The organism is Mesorhizobium sp. M4B.F.Ca.ET.058.02.1.1, assembly GCF_003952505.1.
In the GTDB taxonomy this organism is placed as follows: Bacteria; Pseudomonadota; Alphaproteobacteria; order Rhizobiales; family Rhizobiaceae; genus Mesorhizobium.
Window position 1 is genome coordinate 3,076,181 of the sequence record NZ_CP034450.1, and the last position, 15,792, is coordinate 3,091,972.

A 15,792-nucleotide genomic window follows, 5' to 3' on the forward strand; every position below is an offset into this window, starting at 1 on the left:
GCCCCCTACCGCGTCAGCACGACGCCGGCGTCGGGCCGGAAGGAGACCCAGGCGCGGTCGTGCCAGGTCAGCGGGTCCTCGGTGATGCGCGAGGCGTTCAAGGCGCTCGCCCGCACCATCTGGCCGTCGTCGAGCCTGACGTGATAGACGGTCATGTCGCCGAGATAGGCGACGTCGTAGACTTCACCTTCGAGTGCGTTGACGGCATCGGCCGGCTTCTTCGACGAAACCTTGATCTTCTCCGGCCTTATGGCGAAGACGATGTCGGCGCCGGCGGCGGTATCGCCGCCATTCTCGACAACGATCTGGGCTCCGGTCAGCCCGGTGATGCGCGTCGTGTTCGCCGCCCGCTCGGCAACTTTGCCCTCGAACATGTTCACGTTGCCGACGAAATGCGCCACGAAGCGAGAGCTGGGGGCTTCATAGACTTCCGCCGGCGTCGCGACCTGCATGACCTCACCCTTGTCCATGATGGCAATGCGGTCGGCCATGGTCATCGCCTCTTCCTGGTCGTGGGTGACGACGACGAAGGTGAGGCCGAGTTCCTGCTGCAGGTCCATCAGTTCGAACTGCGTTTCCTCGCGCAGCTTCTTGTCCAGCGCGCCGAGCGGCTCGTCGAGCAGCAGAACCTTCGGGCGCTTGGCGACCGAGCGGGCGAGCGCGACACGCTGGCGCTGGCCGCCCGACAATTGGTGCGGCTTGCGCTTGGCGAACTGCTCGAGCTTGACCAGCTTCAGCATTTCGGCGACGCGCTTTTCGATGTCAGGGGCGGGCATGCCCTCCTGCTTGAGGCCGAAGGCGATGTTCTTCTCCACCGTCATATGCGGAAACAGCGCATAGGACTGAAACATCATGTTGACCGGCCGCCGGTAGGGCGGGATGCCGCGCAGGTCCTGGCCGTCGAGCAGGATACGCCCGGCGGTCGGCTCCTCGAAGCCGGCAAGCATCCTGAGCAGCGTCGACTTTCCACAGCCGGATGCGCCGAGCAGCGCGAAGAACTCGCGCTCGAAGATGGTCAGCGACAGGTTGTTGACGGCGGTGAAGTCACCGAACTTCTTGGTGACATTGTCGAATTGGATATAGGGCTTGGCGTTCGGATCATTCCATGGCGTGAAGTCCCTGCGGATGCTGCCAAGCGATTTCATTTCCCCACTCCGTCCTGTTTTTCGTCCCCAGGAGTGGTTCAGCTCTTGATAGAACCGTCGAACCGCTCCGGATATTTCCCACGCAATTCCAGAGGGAAAACCGCTACGCGCTTTTTCCTGGAATTGCTCTTCTGTTCCTGCGCAATTCCGGACGGAAAACCGCTTCGCACTTTTCCTGGAATTGCTCTTCTGTTCCTACGCAATTCCGGACGGAAAACCGCTTCGCACTTTTCCTGGAATTGCTCTTCTGTTCCTACGCAATTCCGGACGGAAAACCGCTTCGCACTTTTCCTGGAATTGCTCTTCTGTTCCTACGCAATTCCGGACGGAAAACCGCTTCGCACTTTTCCTGGAATTGCTTTTAAGCAAAGCGACCCCGGCAGCCAGGCGCCGGGGTCGTGCCGATCGCCTACTGGCCGGTGACGATCTTGGTCCAGGTCCGCGTGATGACGCGCTGGGTTTTGGGATCGTATGGCTGGACGGTGTACAGCTTCTGCAAGGTCGCGGCGTCCGGATAGATCGCCGGATCGTCGAGGATCGCCTTGTCGACGAATTGCTGCGAGGCTTTGTTGCCGTTGGCGTACAGCACATAGTTGGACGATTTGGCGATCACTTCCGGCTTCATCATGTAGTTGAGGAACTCATGCGCCTCGGCGACATGCGGCGCATCGGCCGGGATCGCCATCTGATCGAACCACATCTGGGCGCCTTCCTTCGGCACCGAATAGCCGATCTCGACGCCCTGCTTGGCCTCGACGGCGCGGTTGCGCGCCTGGAAGACGTCGCCCGACCAGCCGACAGCCAGGCAGATGTCGCCGTTGGCGAGCGCGTTGATGTATTCGGACGAGTGGAACTTGCGGATATAGGGCCGGACTTTCAGGAGTGTCTCCTCGGCCTTGGCGATGTCATCGGGCGAGGTGCTGTTCGGGTCGAGGCCGAGATATTTCAGCGCCGCCGGGATGATGTCGGCGGGCGAATCCAGCACATAGACGCCGCAATCCTTCAGCTTGGCCAGCGTATCCGGATTGAAGAACGTATCCCAGCTGTCGATCTTGTCGGTGCCAAGGGCCGCCTGCACCTTCTTGATGTTGTAGCCGATGCCGACGGTGCCCCACATGTAGTTGATCGAATACTCATTGCCGGGATCGTATTTGGCGGTGCGCTCCTGAACGGTGTCCCACATGTTCGACAGGTTCGGCAGCTTCGACCTGTCGAGCTTCTGGAAAACGCCGGCCTGGATCTGGCGGGCGAGGAAATTGCCGCTGGGTACGACGACGTCATAGCCGCTGCCGCCGGCCAAAAGCTTGGTTTCGAGGATCTCGTTGGAATCGAACGTGTCGTAGACGACCTTGATGCCGGTTTCCTTGGTGAAATCGTCGATGATCGAACTGTCGATGTAGTCGGACCAGTTGAAGACGTTGACGACGCGGTCCTCGGCGTGGCCGCCGATGGTGAAAAGCGTCAGGAATGCCGAGGTCGCCGAAAGCCAGAGCGCTTTGCGGGTCATGCTGTTCTCCTTTGGTGAGTGTTCCGTCGCCAATCCGTCGCGGCCTCCGCGCGGCTGGGCATTTGCTTCAGATTATTGAGCTTTCTGGAGAGCGACAAGCGCGAACGGCCGGCTGCGCGGCGGTCCGACATGAGGCCGATGAAAGCTTTGGGCCGTTGCCGTGGCCTGGGGGATGTGCCGACGTCGTCAGAGGCTTTCGCCATGGCGCGGGCAGGGATATGACGATGTGGTCCGGTTCCGATTGGACCGGCATTGAGACTTGGCAAGATACGCCTGTCTTGTTGTTGCCGTGCCCTTAGCCTGCCCGCCCGGCAACGACGTTGTCAATGGCCCATCTCGCGCTTTGGCGCATCCGCTGCGTTAATTGGGGGATGGCAGTCCGGTGACGCCAGGGCGCTGGGGGCGCGGCTGCCGCTTGAACTCGAGCCCGATATGGACGAGCAGCGCCGTGACGACGACCGCACCACCGACGATGGTGCGCACAGACGGCACTTCCGAATGCACGAGCCAGACCCAGATCGGGCCAAGGATCGGCTCGAACGTGCCGAGCAGCGCCGCTATCGCCGCCGGGACGAGGCGGGCGCCGGTAGCGAAGAAGGCGAGGCCGACGCCGAGGTTGAGGACGCCGAAGGCGAACAGGAAGCCCATGTCGCGGCCGGAAACGGCAAATTCCGAGGCCTGGGAGGCCGCGAACGCGCCGGCGAGCAGCGCGCCGAGGCAGTTGGCCGGCGTCATGCGCACATGGGCGAAGCGGCGGGTGATCACCGTGGCGACCGAAAACATGCAGGCGATCAGCAACGCCAGGCTGTCGCCGACGGGAGACACGGTGCCGTCGAGCGATTCAGAGACCATGATGGCGACGCCGGCGATGACGGCGGCGATCGCCACCCAGGTCGCCGCCGCCACCCGCTCGCGAAACAGCACCCAGGCAAGCAGCGCGGCAAGCAGCGGCACGCCGGCCTGCATCAAGAGGATGTTGGCGACGGTGGTGTAGGAAAGCGCAACGATGAACGAGGTCGACGCGGTGGCGAAACAGATCGCGACGGCAAGGCCGGGCAGGCCCATGCCACGAAACAGTTTCAGCGTGCCTCGCCAGCCGTCGCGCCAAGCCATGAAGCAGAGCAGGAAGGCCACCGCCCAGAGCGAGCGCCAGAATACAATCGTCCAGTTGTCGGTAATGTCGATGAAGCGGGCGATGGTGCCGCCAAAGCTCCACATCAGCGCCGACAGGAACACCAGCAGCATGCCAAGGCGCTCGTCGCCAGGCGAGATGGCCGGGCGCGGCGGGACGGCTGGCGAAGCGTGCGATACGGCGTCGGTCATGGTTGCGACTGTCGGCGATTTCAGGGCGGCACGATGCGCGATGGGCGACAGAACCGCGCTGCATTCGCCTAACGCATCGGCGGCTGCAAGGCGTGATCCAGCCGCGCGTTCCGTTTGGCGCACTGGCGCATTAGCTCGACCAACGCGTCCAGCCCCGGCCGATACCTCCGGTTAAGAGGAGGCGTCCCGGTTGCGCCGAATGAGCCGCCAGAGGCCGACCAGGGGGACCAGCAAAATCACACCGAATTTCTTCAGCGCAATCAGCGCCACCGCCAGCAGTCCGGCCTTGGCCGCCAGCTTGCCCGCGATAAGGCCACCGATGCCCACAGCGGCGACGGTGTCGAAGCCTGGCCTGAAATCGACATACTTCTTGCCCGGGCTGAAGGTTGCGAGGCCAAGGACCTCGTCCAGGCTCTGCCTGATCTCGGGCAGTTGCTCCACCGTGGCGATGTAGCTCATCACGAAGACCCCCTCCCGGCCGAGAAAGCGCACATCGTAGTTGAGCGTGTGGACGGCATCGGTTCCGAACTGCAGCTCCTTGGCCCAGTGCAGACGTTTGTTGACGGCATCGTAGACGGGCGGCGAGGCCCAGCCGATCAAGGTGACGGGCTGAAATCCGTCCTTCACCCTTTGATCGTTGCTGGACAGGGTGTCCTCCTGCATGCTGCGCAACAATTCAGCGTAGTCGATCGACGCGGCGTCGCTGTCATCGACATAGCCGATCTTTTCCCAGCGCAACTCAATGCCCCAATTGTTCTCGGCGATGGGATCATGGCTGGTCGGAAAAATCATACCGACGGAGTCGGCACCGGCATCTGGCGGATTGCCCCAAGCCTCGGTCAGGACGGAGGCGGCATCCTTCTTGTCCAGGAAGTAGAACTTACCCTTGAGATCGAGGTGCACGCCTTCGGCAAGATCTATCGCACCGGTCCTGGGCTCGATCTTGTCAAGGAATGCCTTGCCGGCATCATTGTACTCTTGGTACGATTTGAAGAATTCCGAGGATTTCTCCGCAAATGCGGATGAGGCTGAAAGGGCAAGCGTCAGCCCAAGCCAAAAAACTTTCCTGTTCATCGCCGACCCCCAGTCTTGCGCAATTCGTTTTTGATATCGCGGCGCTAATGCTTAATCAATATTGCCGACGGAAAGATTGCGTGGAGAACCCTCAATGGCTTGCTGTTGCAAAGGAGGATGGGCCTCCCGGGCCGACCAGCACAATCGACGTCACTGGAAATCGAAGGCGCTCAAGCCGGTCACCATCTCGTCCAGGCCAAGCGGCCGCGTCACCGGCGGCTCGGCGCGCGCCAGGCAACCGATGCGTTCGCAGAGCCGGCAGGCGGGTCCCACCGGCGTGGCGACGGCGACGCCCTGCCCCGACTTGCCGCTCGCCGTTCCCGGAAGGGCGCCGCCATAGACGATCTCGTCACGAAAGCCGATATCGCAGCCGATGAGCAGCGCCGTGCGGCGCGGCCGCTCCGAGAACGCGCCCTGTGGCCCTTCCAGCGTGCGGGCAATGCAGAGGAATTCGGCGCCGTCAGGCATTTCCACCGCCTCCACCAGGATCTGGCCGGGCTGGGTGAAGGCGGCATGGACCGGCAGCTTCGGACAGCCGCCGCCGAAGCGGCTCTGCGGAAAGCCCTGGCTGCCCGCCTTGCGGAAGCGGTTGCCGGCATTGTCGACCTCAAGCATGAAGAACGGCACACCGGAGGCGCCGGGACGCTGCAGCATGGTCAGGCGGTTGGCCGCCTGCTCGAAGGACACGCCGAAGCGCGAACGCAGCACGTCGATATCGTAACGGGCACGCAGCGCGGCGGCATGGAAGGCCTGATAGGGCATCATCAGGGCATGCGCCGCGTAGCGGCCGAGCTCGAAGCGGGCGAGCCGGCGGGCCTCGTCCGTGGTCAGCTTCAGCGCCTGGATCTCTCCAGCTACCGCGACCGTCATGCGGATCAGCGAGGCTTCCATCGCCACTTCGCGCAATTGGTCGAAGGGCGACAGCCGCTCGGACAGGAACAGGCGTTGCGAGTGGCGATCGTAGCGGCGGCGCCAGTTCGGCATGGTGGCGACGGGCAGCACCTTGACGACGATGCCGTATTCGCGCCTAAGCCAGGCTTTCAGCGCGCCGAACAGGTCGTCGCCGGGGTCAAGCAGCGCGGTGAAGGCCTCGGCCTCCTCCTCCAGCGCGGCGAAATGGTTCGGCCGGCGCTCGAATATCTCATGCACCTCATCGACCGGCAGGCGGGCGCCGGACAGCGCGGTGGCGCGGCCCTCGCGCGCCAGGAGCTCGTTGAGATCGGAAAGCCGCTCGGCCTGCTCGCGATAGGCGCGGAACAGTTTCACCATCGCGGCGGATGCGTTGGGGGCCGCTTCGGCGAGCTCGATCAGCTCCTGGTCGCCCGGCAGTTCGGCCGCCAGCAGCGGGTCGCCGAACACTTCCTTGAGCGCCGAAATCGACCCCTTCGCCTCGCCCTGCAATTCATGCGGATCGACCTTGTAGACCGAGGCCAGCCTGAGGATCAGTTGCACCGTCAGCGGCCGCTGGTTGCGCTCGATCAGATTGAGATAGGACGGCGAGATGCCTAACCCTTCGGCCATCGCCGTCTGGGTCAGGCCCTTGGCATTGCGGATGCGGCGGATGCGCGGCCCGGCAAAAATCTTCTGGTCAGCCACTCAAATCCATCCTTGACAGGAATTTACACGATCTGGCCGCAGAGGCCTGCGCGCAACCTTTTACAATCGTGACAAATTTACAGAGCTTACCAGTCAAGCGCAACACTAATTTTCCCTTATTTTTCGGCCAAAAGCTCGGTTTTACTCGCGTGTTTCGCAGGGCGATGTAAATGATGTCACACACCAACGGCGCACAACTCCCATGACGCGACGTTTCCAAGAACCGACCTCGAATGAACTGGAGTATCCAATGACCGATTTTTACAACCTCGTCCCATCCGCGCCCGAAGGTCGCTTCGATGGTATCGAGCGGCCCTATTCGCCCGAGGATGTGAAGCGGCTGCGCGGCTCGGTCCAGATTCGCCAGAGCCTTGCCGAAATGGGCGCCAACCGGCTGTGGAAACTCATCCACGAGGAGGACTTCGTCAACGCCCTCGGCGCCATGTCCGGCAACCAGGCCATGCAGCAGGTCAGAGCCGGGCTGAAGGCGATCTATCTGTCAGGCTGGCAGGTCGCGGCCGATGCCAACACCGCGTCCGCCATGTATCCCGACCAGTCGCTCTACCCCGCCAATGCGGCGCCGGAGCTGGTCAAGCGCATCAACCGCACCTTGCAGCGCGCCGACCAGATCGAGACATCCGAAGGCAAGGGGCTTTCGGTCGAGACCTGGTTCGCGCCAATCGTCGCCGACGCCGAGGCCGGCTTCGGCGGACCGCTCAACGCCTTCGAGATAATGAAGGCCTTCATCGAGGCGGGTGCGGCCGGCGTCCACTACGAGGACCAGCTGGCGTCGGAAAAGAAGTGCGGCCATCTCGGCGGCAAGGTCCTGATCCCGACGGCGGCGCATATCCGCAACCTCAATGCGGCCCGCCTCGCGGCCGACGTAATGGGCACGCCGACGCTGGTCGTGGCACGCACCGACGCGGAGGCGGCGAAGCTTTTGACGTCGGATATCGACGAGCGCGACCAGCCCTTCGTCGACTATGATGCCGGCCGCACGGTCGAGGGCTTTTACCAGGTCAGGAACGGCATCGAGCCCTGCATAGCGCGCGCCATTGCCTATGCGCCGCATGCGGACCTCATCTGGTGCGAGACCTCGAAGCCCGATCTGGCGCAGGCCAAGAAGTTCGCCGAGGGTGTGCGCAGGCATCATCCGGGCAAGCTGCTCGCCTACAACTGCTCGCCGTCGTTCAACTGGAAGAAGAACCTCGACGACGCGACGATCGCCAAGTTCCAGCGGGAACTCGGCGCCATGGGCTACAAGTTCCAGTTCATCACGCTGGCCGGCTTCCACCAGCTCAACTTCGGCATGTTCGAGCTGGCCCGTGGCTACAAGGCGAGGCAGATGGCGGCCTATTCGGAACTGCAGGAGGCTGAATTCGCGGCCGAGGTCCATGGCTACACCGCGACCAAGCACCAGCGCGAGGTCGGCACCGGCTATTTCGACGCGGTCTCGATGGCGATCACCGGCGGTCAGTCGTCGACCACCGCCATGCATGAATCGACCGAGCACGCCCAGTTCAAGCCGGCAGCCGAGTGAGCTGCCACAGAAGACGACCAACAGAGGAAACGCCCGAGAGGGCATAGGACACAAGGAGAAGACCAATGGCATCGATAAGCCGCGTCAAGGAAAGGGCGGAAGAGCAGTCCTCGGCCATGAGCGTCGACCAGCAGGCGACCATCCGCATGCTGGCCAATGACCTGCACAGGCTCAACCAGTCGGTGATGAAGGCGGTCGAGGCGGGCGTCTCGGTGGAGCTCGTGCGCTCGGCAAGGCATCATGGCGGCGACGGCAATTGGGGCGACCTCCTGATCCCGGTGATCGTCACCCAGCAAAACCACGGCTGACCACGTTCCACGGTGGCGCATTCGCCGAATTCTGTCTCGCCCGCGCGGTAACGCGCGGGCGACTTTCGTTTTGCAAAGCCCGGCTCCGACTGCCAGGAATAAACCTGGCACTAAATTTTAGCTTTTCTTGCGATATTCTGGAAATTAGCCATTTCAGCTTGACACCAGCGGCGATCTCACGCCAATTGTCCCTCAAGTTTCAACCCTGCATTGAAACAGAGATGAGTGCCCGCCCGCACATGAGCCCCAGCAATCGCGAGACCAGGACTGAAAGACATCTGAATCCGGAGGGCCGTGGCGGCGGCGCCGAGATGCTGACCGATTTCTCTCAGGTGCTCGTCATCGGAAAGTCGCCGATAAACAGGGTCGTGGTGTCGAAAATCGTCGAGAAATCAGGGCTGAAGCCGATTTCCGAATCGCCCGATACGGCGGCGAAAGCCTTGCGCTGCCTCATTCCCGGCGCGATCGTGCTCGACGGCGGCGCCGACAACAAGGACTGCGACGCGTTGATCTCCGGAATAGATGCGCTCAGGCGGATTTCGGGCAAGGCATTGCCCTCGGTGATCCTGCTTTCAACCAAGACTGGCACACCGGAGAGCCTGGGTCTCTCGAGTGTGATCGATGTCGTGATCGCCAAACCGATCACTCCCGAGAGGCTGCAACCGGTGATCGACCGCCTGATCGGGTCAGGGCGCGGCTAGCAGAAACCGGATCCGCCGTTCCAGCGCTGGGGCACAAGTCAGCCGCTAGAAACGATGCTTTCAATCAACCTTGGCAGTTCGCCAAGATCGGCGATCTGGCGAAAACGCGGCGCGGCCCTCGGCGGCTCGACATGTTCGAGCACCCAGGTCAACTCGTGCGGCACGTGCACGCCCCAGCCGCCGGCGTCGATGGCCGGAACGACATCGGATTTGAGCGAGTTGCCGACCATCATGCTTTTCTCGGGCCCGTCGCCATGGCGGCTGAAGATTCGGGCATAGGTGGTCGCGCTCTTGTCGCTGACGATCTCGACGGCGTCGAACAGATCGCCGAGGCCTGATTGCGCCAGCTTGCGTTCCTGGTCGAAAAGGTCACCCTTGGTGATCAGCACCAGGCGATAGGAACCGGCCAGCTTCTCCACCGTCTCGCGCGCATGGGCCAGCGGCTCGATCGGATGGCTGAGCATCTCGCGGCCGGCGGCAAGGATTTCGGCGACCACCGATCCCGGCACACGGCCGCCGCTGATCTCGATCGCGGTTTCGATCATCGACAGGGTGAAGCCCTTGATGCCGAAGCCGTAGACGGCAAGGTTGCGCCTTTCCGCTTCGAGTAGCCGCGCCGAAATATGCTCCGCCTCGCCATGCTCGGCCAACAGTCCTGCGAAGCGCTTCTCGGTCAGGCGGAAGAACTGCTCGTTCTGCCACAGCGTGTCGTCGGCATCGAAGCCGATCGTCGTCAGTTCATGGCCGGCCATGGCTGTCCTGCGTCGGGGTCCAAGGTAATCGCATTTCGCGAGGCGTCGAACCTAAGCCCGCCACGGCGAATTTCAACCGCGGCAGCAACCGCACAGGGGTTCCCCTTCCCTTCCATCGCCGGCCACGGCTATACTTCACCATCTGCAACGCAATCTGGTGATTGATGCCGCCTGAAAAAAAGGAAGTCCGTCCGTCTAGCCGCGGAGGGCGTACCCGCACGCCTGCCTTCTTGAAGAACCAACGCGGCGTGAAGAGCTGGAAGGAGGCCAGCGCCTGGCTGGAATGGCGCGGCATCGAGGACATCGAATGCATCACGCCTGACCAGGCCGGCGTTGCCCGCGGCAAGATGATGCCGTCGAAGAAATTCACCTCCAACACCTCGCTGGCGCTGCCCTCGGCGGTGTTCATGACAACGATTTCCGGCGGTTATCCCGAGGACGGCAACGGTTTCCACTATCCGGAGGATGACGGCGATCTCAAGTTGATGCCGGACCTTTCGACGCTGACCGTGGTGCCGTGGGAAGAGGACCCGACGGCGGCGGTGATCTGCGACCTCGTCCATCAGGATGGCCGCTCGGTCGAGTTCACGCCGCGCAACGTGTTGAAGCGCGTGCTCGCGGCTTACGCCGATCGCGGGCTGAGGCCAGTTGTGGCGCCCGAGATCGAATTCTACCTGGTGCGCAAGAATCCCGACCCGGACTATCCGCTGACGCCGCCGGTCGGGCGCTCGGGACGGCCGATCGGCGGCGGCGCCGGCTATTCGATCGCCGGCGTCAACGAGTTCGACGAGCTGATCGACGACATCTACCATTTTTCCGAAGGGCAAGGCCTGGAGATCGACACGCTGATCCACGAGGAGGGCGCCGGCCAGCTCGAGATCAATTTGCGCCACGGCGATCCGATCGAGCTCGCCGACCAGGTGTTCATGTTCAAGCGCACCATCCGCGAGGCGGCGCTGAAGCACGAGATTTACGCCACCTTCATGGCCAAGCCCATCCAGGGCCAGCCCGGATCGGCCATGCACATCCACCAATCGATCGTCGACAGGAAGACCGGGAGGAACGTGTTCTCGGCCGAGGACGGCTCGGAGACGGAGGATTTCTTCCACTTCATTGGCGGCATGCAGAAGCATGTGCCGAACGCGCTGGTGATGTTCGCGCCCTATGTCAATTCCTACCGGCGGCTGACGCAGGCGGCATCGGCACCGGTCAACAACAAATGGGGCTACGATAACCGCACCACGGCCTTCCGCGTGCCGCGTTCGGATCCGGCGGCGCGGCGTGTCGAAAACCGCATTCCGTCCTCGGACGCAAACCCCTACCTGGCGCTGGCGGCATCGCTCGCCTGCGGCCTGGTCGGCATGATCAACAAGGTCAAGGCCGAGCCTCCGGTGCTGACCACCGCCAACGCCGATGAGATCGACCTGCCGCGCAGCCTGCTCGAAGCCGTCGACCTGTTCGAAGGCGACGAGGAACTCTGCGCGATCCTCGGCAAGTCGTTCACCGCCACCTATGCGGCGATCAAGCGGGCTGAGTTCGAGACCTTCATGGAAGTGATCAGCCCGTGGGAGCGGGAGTATTTGTTGCTGAATGTTTAGGGGAGTAGGGGTGTAGGGGTGTAGGGGAAATGACCGAGAAAACAGGCTCCTACAAGGAGCTGATCGTCTGGCAGCAAGCGATGGATCTTGCGGTGGCGGTTATGGGGCGACGAAATCCCGGCCCAAGGAGGAGCTCTATGGATTAACCAGCCAAGTGCGCCGAGCCGCCGCCTCGATACCAGCCAACATCGCGGAAGGCCATGGTAGAGAAATCCGGGGGTCCTATCAGCAATTTTTGCGTATCGCTCAAGGCTCACTGAAGGAATTGGAGACACAGATCCTGATAGCCGAGCGTACCGGCATCGCGCCGAAAGTGACGGCGATTTCATTGCTGGAGGGGACCGAAAGTGTGGGGAAGCTTCTCCGCCTTCTGATCCGCAAACTCTCGGCCGACTAGCTTACCTATTCCCCTATTCCCCTATTCCCCTATTCCCCTATCCCCTTATTCCCCTACTCAATCATGCCTTACCAATCACCGATCTCTCCTGGCCGCTCCTGGTACGAAGACACCGCGGGACCTAGACCCGAACACCCAGCCCTTGACGGCGACCGCCAATGCGATGTCGTCATCGTCGGCGGCGGCTTCACCGGCCTGTCGGCGGCGGCGCATCTGGCAAAGGCCGGCAGCAATGTCGTGCTCGCCGAGGCGCATCGGTTTGGCGACGGCGCTTCCGGGCGTAATGGCGGTCAGCTCGGCACCGGTCAGCGCGCCTGGGCCGAGGAGCTGGAGGCGGAATACGGCCTTTCCCGCGCCAAGGCGCTGTTCGACCTCGCCGAGGAGGCCAAGGCGCACCTGCTCGAATTCGCGGCCGTCAACAGGATCGAGATCGACTACATGCCGGGCCAGCTGTCGGTGGCGCACAAGCAGCGCTATGTCGACGACTACAAGGCGCATGCCGAGATCATGGCAAGCCGCTTCGGTTACCCGCACATTTCCTTCATGGACGAGAAGGAGGCGGCCGAGCGGCTGGGCTCGACGCGCTATTTCGGCGGCACGCGCGACACCGGCACTGGCCATATCCACCCGTTGAAGCTGGTGATCGGCACGGCGAAAGCAGCGGCCGAGGCCGGCGCGCAGCTGTTCGAGCGGACACCTGCGACCGGCATCGTCTCCAGCGGCGGCAAGGTGAGGGTCACGACGCCGAAAGGCACGATCACCGCCGACAAATGCCTAATTGGCGTCAATGCCTATGGCGGCACGCCCGAGCCGGTGAGCGCCGCGCACATCATGCCGATCGGCTCCTTCATCGGCGCGACAGTGCCGCTCGGATCGGAAACCACGGTGTTGCCGGGCGGCGAGTCGGTCGACGATTCCCGCTTCGTCGTGCGCTACTTCCGCAAGTCGAAAGACGGCCGGCTTTTGTTCGGCGGGCGCGAGGTCTATGCGGTCAACGATCCGAAGGACATCCACATCCATATCCGCCGGCAGATCGCGGAACTCTATCCGGAGTTGAAGGATGTCGAGATCACGCATGGCTGGGGCGGCTATGTCGGCATCACAGTGCCGCGCAAGCCATTCGTGCGCGAAGTGATGCCCAATGTCATCTCGGTCGGCGGCTATTCCGGCCACGGCGTCATGCTGTCGAACTTCTTCGGCAAGCTCTATGCCGAGACCGTGCTCGGCAACCGCGACCGGCTGAAGCTGATCGAGGATCTAAAGATCCCGCCCTTCCCCGGCGGCCGGCGTTTTCGTGCGCCCTTGCTGTTCCTGGCGCTCAGTTGGTTCGCCCTGCGCGACAGGATCTGACGCTGGGGAAGCACGGCCTGGAACGGAACTTCCGGCCTATCCGCCTGATTCCATTCGGCTGTTCGTGCCGCTGCGACATGTTGCAGAATCCTTAACAAGGGTGCAGAATTCGTTCCAAGGGCGCACTGATGCCACAATCACCGGCAAAAGATGCGGGTTCTGGGCTGTAAGACGGGGACTTTCGCGGGCCCGCCCGCTTGTGTTTTTGGGACCGATGCCGATCACCGCCGGACCTCCGGCACCGATCGAAAGAACGTCGGCCCACCTATTGGAGGTGGTTAGAGTGAACGAGCCCTTCAGTTTCGGCGCGCCGGAACGACGGCGCTTTGCAATGCAGTTTGGCTATGACATGCGGCCGTCGTTCTGGCAGGGCGTGCGGTCGAACTCGCATCTGGTGATTGCCGCCGTCGGCACCGCCGCGCTGCTTGGCGTGGCGGGGATTGCGCTGTGGCTGGCGCTGCCGGGCAGCGACCGGCAAGCGATCGCAAGCCCGGCGCAAAGCGTCCCGACAATCCCGGTCAGGACAACCAAGATCGCGCCCGCCAGCGCGAACGCGACGACGATGGCCACCGCGCCGCAGGCGGCGCGCAAGGCCGACGCGGTGTCGCCCGTGGTGGCCGCCAAGGAAGCCAAGATACCGGCGCTGGCGTCCAACGACCCGCGCTGGACCGCAACAGACACCAAGACCGCGTCCAGCGACCCCGCGCCTGCTCCATCCGATCAGACGGCAAGCCGACAGGCCGAAGAGACCGCCCAGTCATCCGACACGGCATTCGCCGAGCCGGCGGCTCAATCCGACGCAGCCGCATCGCTGTCCAAGGTGGCGGCGCCCGACGCGGCGCCGGCAAAGGACGATCCCGATGGCGCCAAGACCGCCGCCATTCCCGCGCCGGACCCGCAGACGCCGGAAGCGCAGGCATCCGCAGGCGACGATGGCAAGGCAAAGACCCAGCAGGTCAGTGCGGCCAGCACCGGACGTATTCTACGGGCCGTCACCATGCGGGCCGGCCCGAAACAGAAAGCGGCCGCGATGATCACCGTGCCCGCCAAGACCTCGGTGCAAGTCATAAGCTGCAAGAAGTGGTGCCAGATCGTCTATAATGGCAAGCGCGGCTGGATCTACAAGACCTACATCAAGACCGGCGCCTGAGAGCTTCATCGCCGCCGGTCAGCCACAGCAGCCGCCGAAGCCACTGCCATAGTCGGGCTCGCCTGCGTTTTCTGACATGGGCGCGATGTTCCTCGAACGGCACTTCGAACAGGCCGCATCCCTGGCATCAGACCTTTTTCCGCAAACCGGGACCCAGCATTTGACGTCGTGGGTCCAGGCGAGCGCGATCCTCTCCAGGTGAAGGTTGGACGAGCTCTTTAGCAGGATCAATTCGCCCGGTACTGCCGTTCGCTTGATGTGGTCGGAGACTTGCTTGAGCGTTCGCAATTCGACGAACCGGCCGCCGTCGCGGTCGGCCTGGTCGGCGCCCGAGCGATGCGCATTGTCGCCGACATAGATAATCTGGCCAACGACCTCGCGCGCGGCGTTGTAGGCGTCACGGTACTTTCTGGTCGAACCCGCATAATCCGAAATCTGGCCGAGAACGATGCGTTTTCCAGCAACCTTGGCCTTGGCCACCATGTCGATGGCGAGGTTGATCGAATGCCAGGGAGCCTTGGCGGTGTCGACCAGGAAGTGCGGACCGCCATCGGTGACGAGCACCTGGCAGCGATTGATCAAGGGCTGGAACGTCGCCACGCGCGCCGCGACTTTTTCCGGCGGCACCCCAAGCTCCAGCGCGGTGGCGACAGCCGCCGCCGTCGGCAGCCATAGGTACTCGGCCGGAAACAGCGTCTGCAGGTCGAGCGCGCCGCCACGCCAGCGGATCCTGAGGCTCAGGGTTTCGGGATAAGCGGCCTGCGTGTCGGTGACACGATAGTCCGCATCTTCCGCCCGGCCGAAAGTGACGACGCGATGCCTGGTGCCCGAAGCCATGCCGAGCACATGCGGATCGTCGGCGTTGAGCACGGCAAGACCGCCGGGCGGCAGCGCGTCGACCAGGGCGCGCTTTTCCAGGGCGACGTTCTCCAGAGTCCTGAAACTGGCGAAATGTTCGAGGCGGACCATGGTGACGACCGCGACATGCGGCTGGAGCAGTTCCGCCATCGGCCTGATGGTGTCGACGCCATAGGCGCCTGCTTCGAACACGACATAGTCGACCTCGCCCGCTTTCCACATGCGCTTGTAGAGCGTGCTGGCCAGCGCATCGATGGCGTTGGCGAGAACCTGCGTGTAGACCGGGCGATGGCTGGCCAATATATGCCCGAGCAACGCCGCCGCGGTCGACTTGCCGGAACTGCCGGTGACGCCGATGAAGGTCGCCGCGCTTTTCGAACGGGCGCGCCATGCCCTGTAGATCTTGTGGCGGTGCCACAGGCTCTTGCGAATTTTGCGCAATCGGGCTTTCATCGCATGGCCACCCTGCCCCCTCGACAAGCCTTATGCCGTT

General features: G+C 63.1%; 13 protein-coding genes and 1 pseudogene. 7 read left to right on the plus strand and 7 right to left on the minus strand.

What is annotated here, in order from left to right; genetic code table 11:
• Positions 1-5: 5 nt before the first annotated feature.
• The 5 genes from EJ073_RS15215 to EJ073_RS15240 all read right to left on the minus strand — a co-directional run bounded on the left by EJ073_RS15215 (position 6) and on the right by EJ073_RS15240 (position 6,645).
• Entirely contained in the window at positions 6-1,145 is a 1,140-nt protein-coding gene (locus EJ073_RS15215) for an ABC transporter ATP-binding protein (protein ID WP_126056452.1), read from the minus strand.
• Positions 1,146-1,554: 409 nt separating this feature from the next.
• On the minus strand, positions 1,555-2,652 hold the full coding sequence (locus EJ073_RS15225; protein WP_126056453.1) for a polyamine ABC transporter substrate-binding protein: 1,098 nt from the start codon (positions 2,650-2,652) through the stop codon (positions 1,555-1,557).
• 360 nt (positions 2,653-3,012) lie between these two features.
• The gene (locus EJ073_RS15230; protein WP_126056454.1) at positions 3,013-3,975 is read right to left on the minus strand and encodes a DMT family transporter; all 963 of its coding nucleotides are present in this window, start codon (positions 3,973-3,975) and stop codon (positions 3,013-3,015) included.
• Positions 3,976-4,146: 171 nt separating this feature from the next.
• Positions 4,147-5,049 (minus strand): DUF2167 domain-containing protein, encoded by a 903-nt coding sequence (locus tag EJ073_RS15235; protein ID WP_126056455.1) that lies wholly within the window; start codon positions 5,047-5,049, stop codon positions 4,147-4,149.
• A gap of 150 nt (positions 5,050-5,199) precedes the next feature.
• Positions 5,200-6,645 (minus strand): helix-turn-helix domain-containing protein, encoded by a 1,446-nt coding sequence (locus EJ073_RS15240; protein ID WP_126056456.1) that lies wholly within the window; start codon positions 6,643-6,645, stop codon positions 5,200-5,202.
• 250 nt (positions 6,646-6,895) lie between these two features.
• Between EJ073_RS15240 and aceA the strand changes: the two genes are divergently transcribed.
• From aceA to EJ073_RS15255, 3 genes are all read left to right on the plus strand, one after another.
• Complete coding sequence (gene aceA, locus EJ073_RS15245) at positions 6,896-8,185, plus strand: isocitrate lyase (protein WP_126056457.1); 1,290 nt, start codon at positions 6,896-6,898, stop codon at positions 8,183-8,185.
• A 65-nt stretch (positions 8,186-8,250) separates the two neighbouring features.
• Positions 8,251-8,493 (plus strand): hypothetical protein, encoded by a 243-nt coding sequence (locus EJ073_RS15250; protein ID WP_126056458.1) that lies wholly within the window; start codon positions 8,251-8,253, stop codon positions 8,491-8,493.
• 239 nt (positions 8,494-8,732) lie between these two features.
• Positions 8,733-9,194 carry a response regulator gene (locus tag EJ073_RS15255; protein WP_126059238.1) on the plus strand — a complete coding sequence of 154 codons (462 nt, stop codon included), beginning with the start codon at positions 8,733-8,735 and terminating at the stop codon, positions 9,192-9,194.
• A gap of 38 nt (positions 9,195-9,232) precedes the next feature.
• Here the strand turns inward: EJ073_RS15255 and EJ073_RS15260 are convergent, their stop codons facing one another.
• A complete protein-coding gene (locus EJ073_RS15260; protein WP_126056459.1) occupies positions 9,233-9,946 on the minus strand; it encodes an HAD family hydrolase in 714 nt (237 codons plus the stop codon).
• 164 nt (positions 9,947-10,110) lie between these two features.
• Between EJ073_RS15260 and EJ073_RS15265 the strand changes: the two genes are divergently transcribed.
• The 4 genes and pseudogenes from EJ073_RS15265 to EJ073_RS15280 all read left to right on the plus strand — a co-directional run bounded on the left by EJ073_RS15265 (position 10,111) and on the right by EJ073_RS15280 (position 14,441).
• Positions 10,111-11,544, plus strand: coding sequence for a glutamine synthetase family protein (locus tag EJ073_RS15265; RefSeq protein WP_126056460.1), 1,434 nt, complete (start codon positions 10,111-10,113; stop codon positions 11,542-11,544).
• Between the two features lie 29 nt (positions 11,545-11,573).
• Positions 11,574-11,941: pseudogene (locus EJ073_RS15270) on the plus strand (four helix bundle protein).
• A 63-nt stretch (positions 11,942-12,004) separates the two neighbouring features.
• Positions 12,005-13,291 carry an FAD-binding oxidoreductase gene (locus tag EJ073_RS15275; RefSeq protein WP_126056461.1) on the plus strand — a complete coding sequence of 429 codons (1,287 nt, stop codon included), beginning with the start codon at positions 12,005-12,007 and terminating at the stop codon, positions 13,289-13,291.
• 283 nt (positions 13,292-13,574) lie between these two features.
• Positions 13,575-14,441 carry an SH3 domain-containing protein gene (locus EJ073_RS15280; RefSeq protein ID WP_126056462.1) on the plus strand — a complete coding sequence of 289 codons (867 nt, stop codon included), beginning with the start codon at positions 13,575-13,577 and terminating at the stop codon, positions 14,439-14,441.
• 18 nt (positions 14,442-14,459) lie between these two features.
• On the opposite strand, the gene EJ073_RS15285 is transcribed toward EJ073_RS15280, so the two are convergent.
• Positions 14,460-15,740: a Mur ligase family protein gene (locus EJ073_RS15285; RefSeq protein ID WP_245455635.1), complete on the minus strand. Its 1,281-nt coding sequence runs from the start codon at positions 15,738-15,740 to the stop codon at positions 14,460-14,462.
• Positions 15,741-15,792 lie beyond the last annotated feature (52 nt).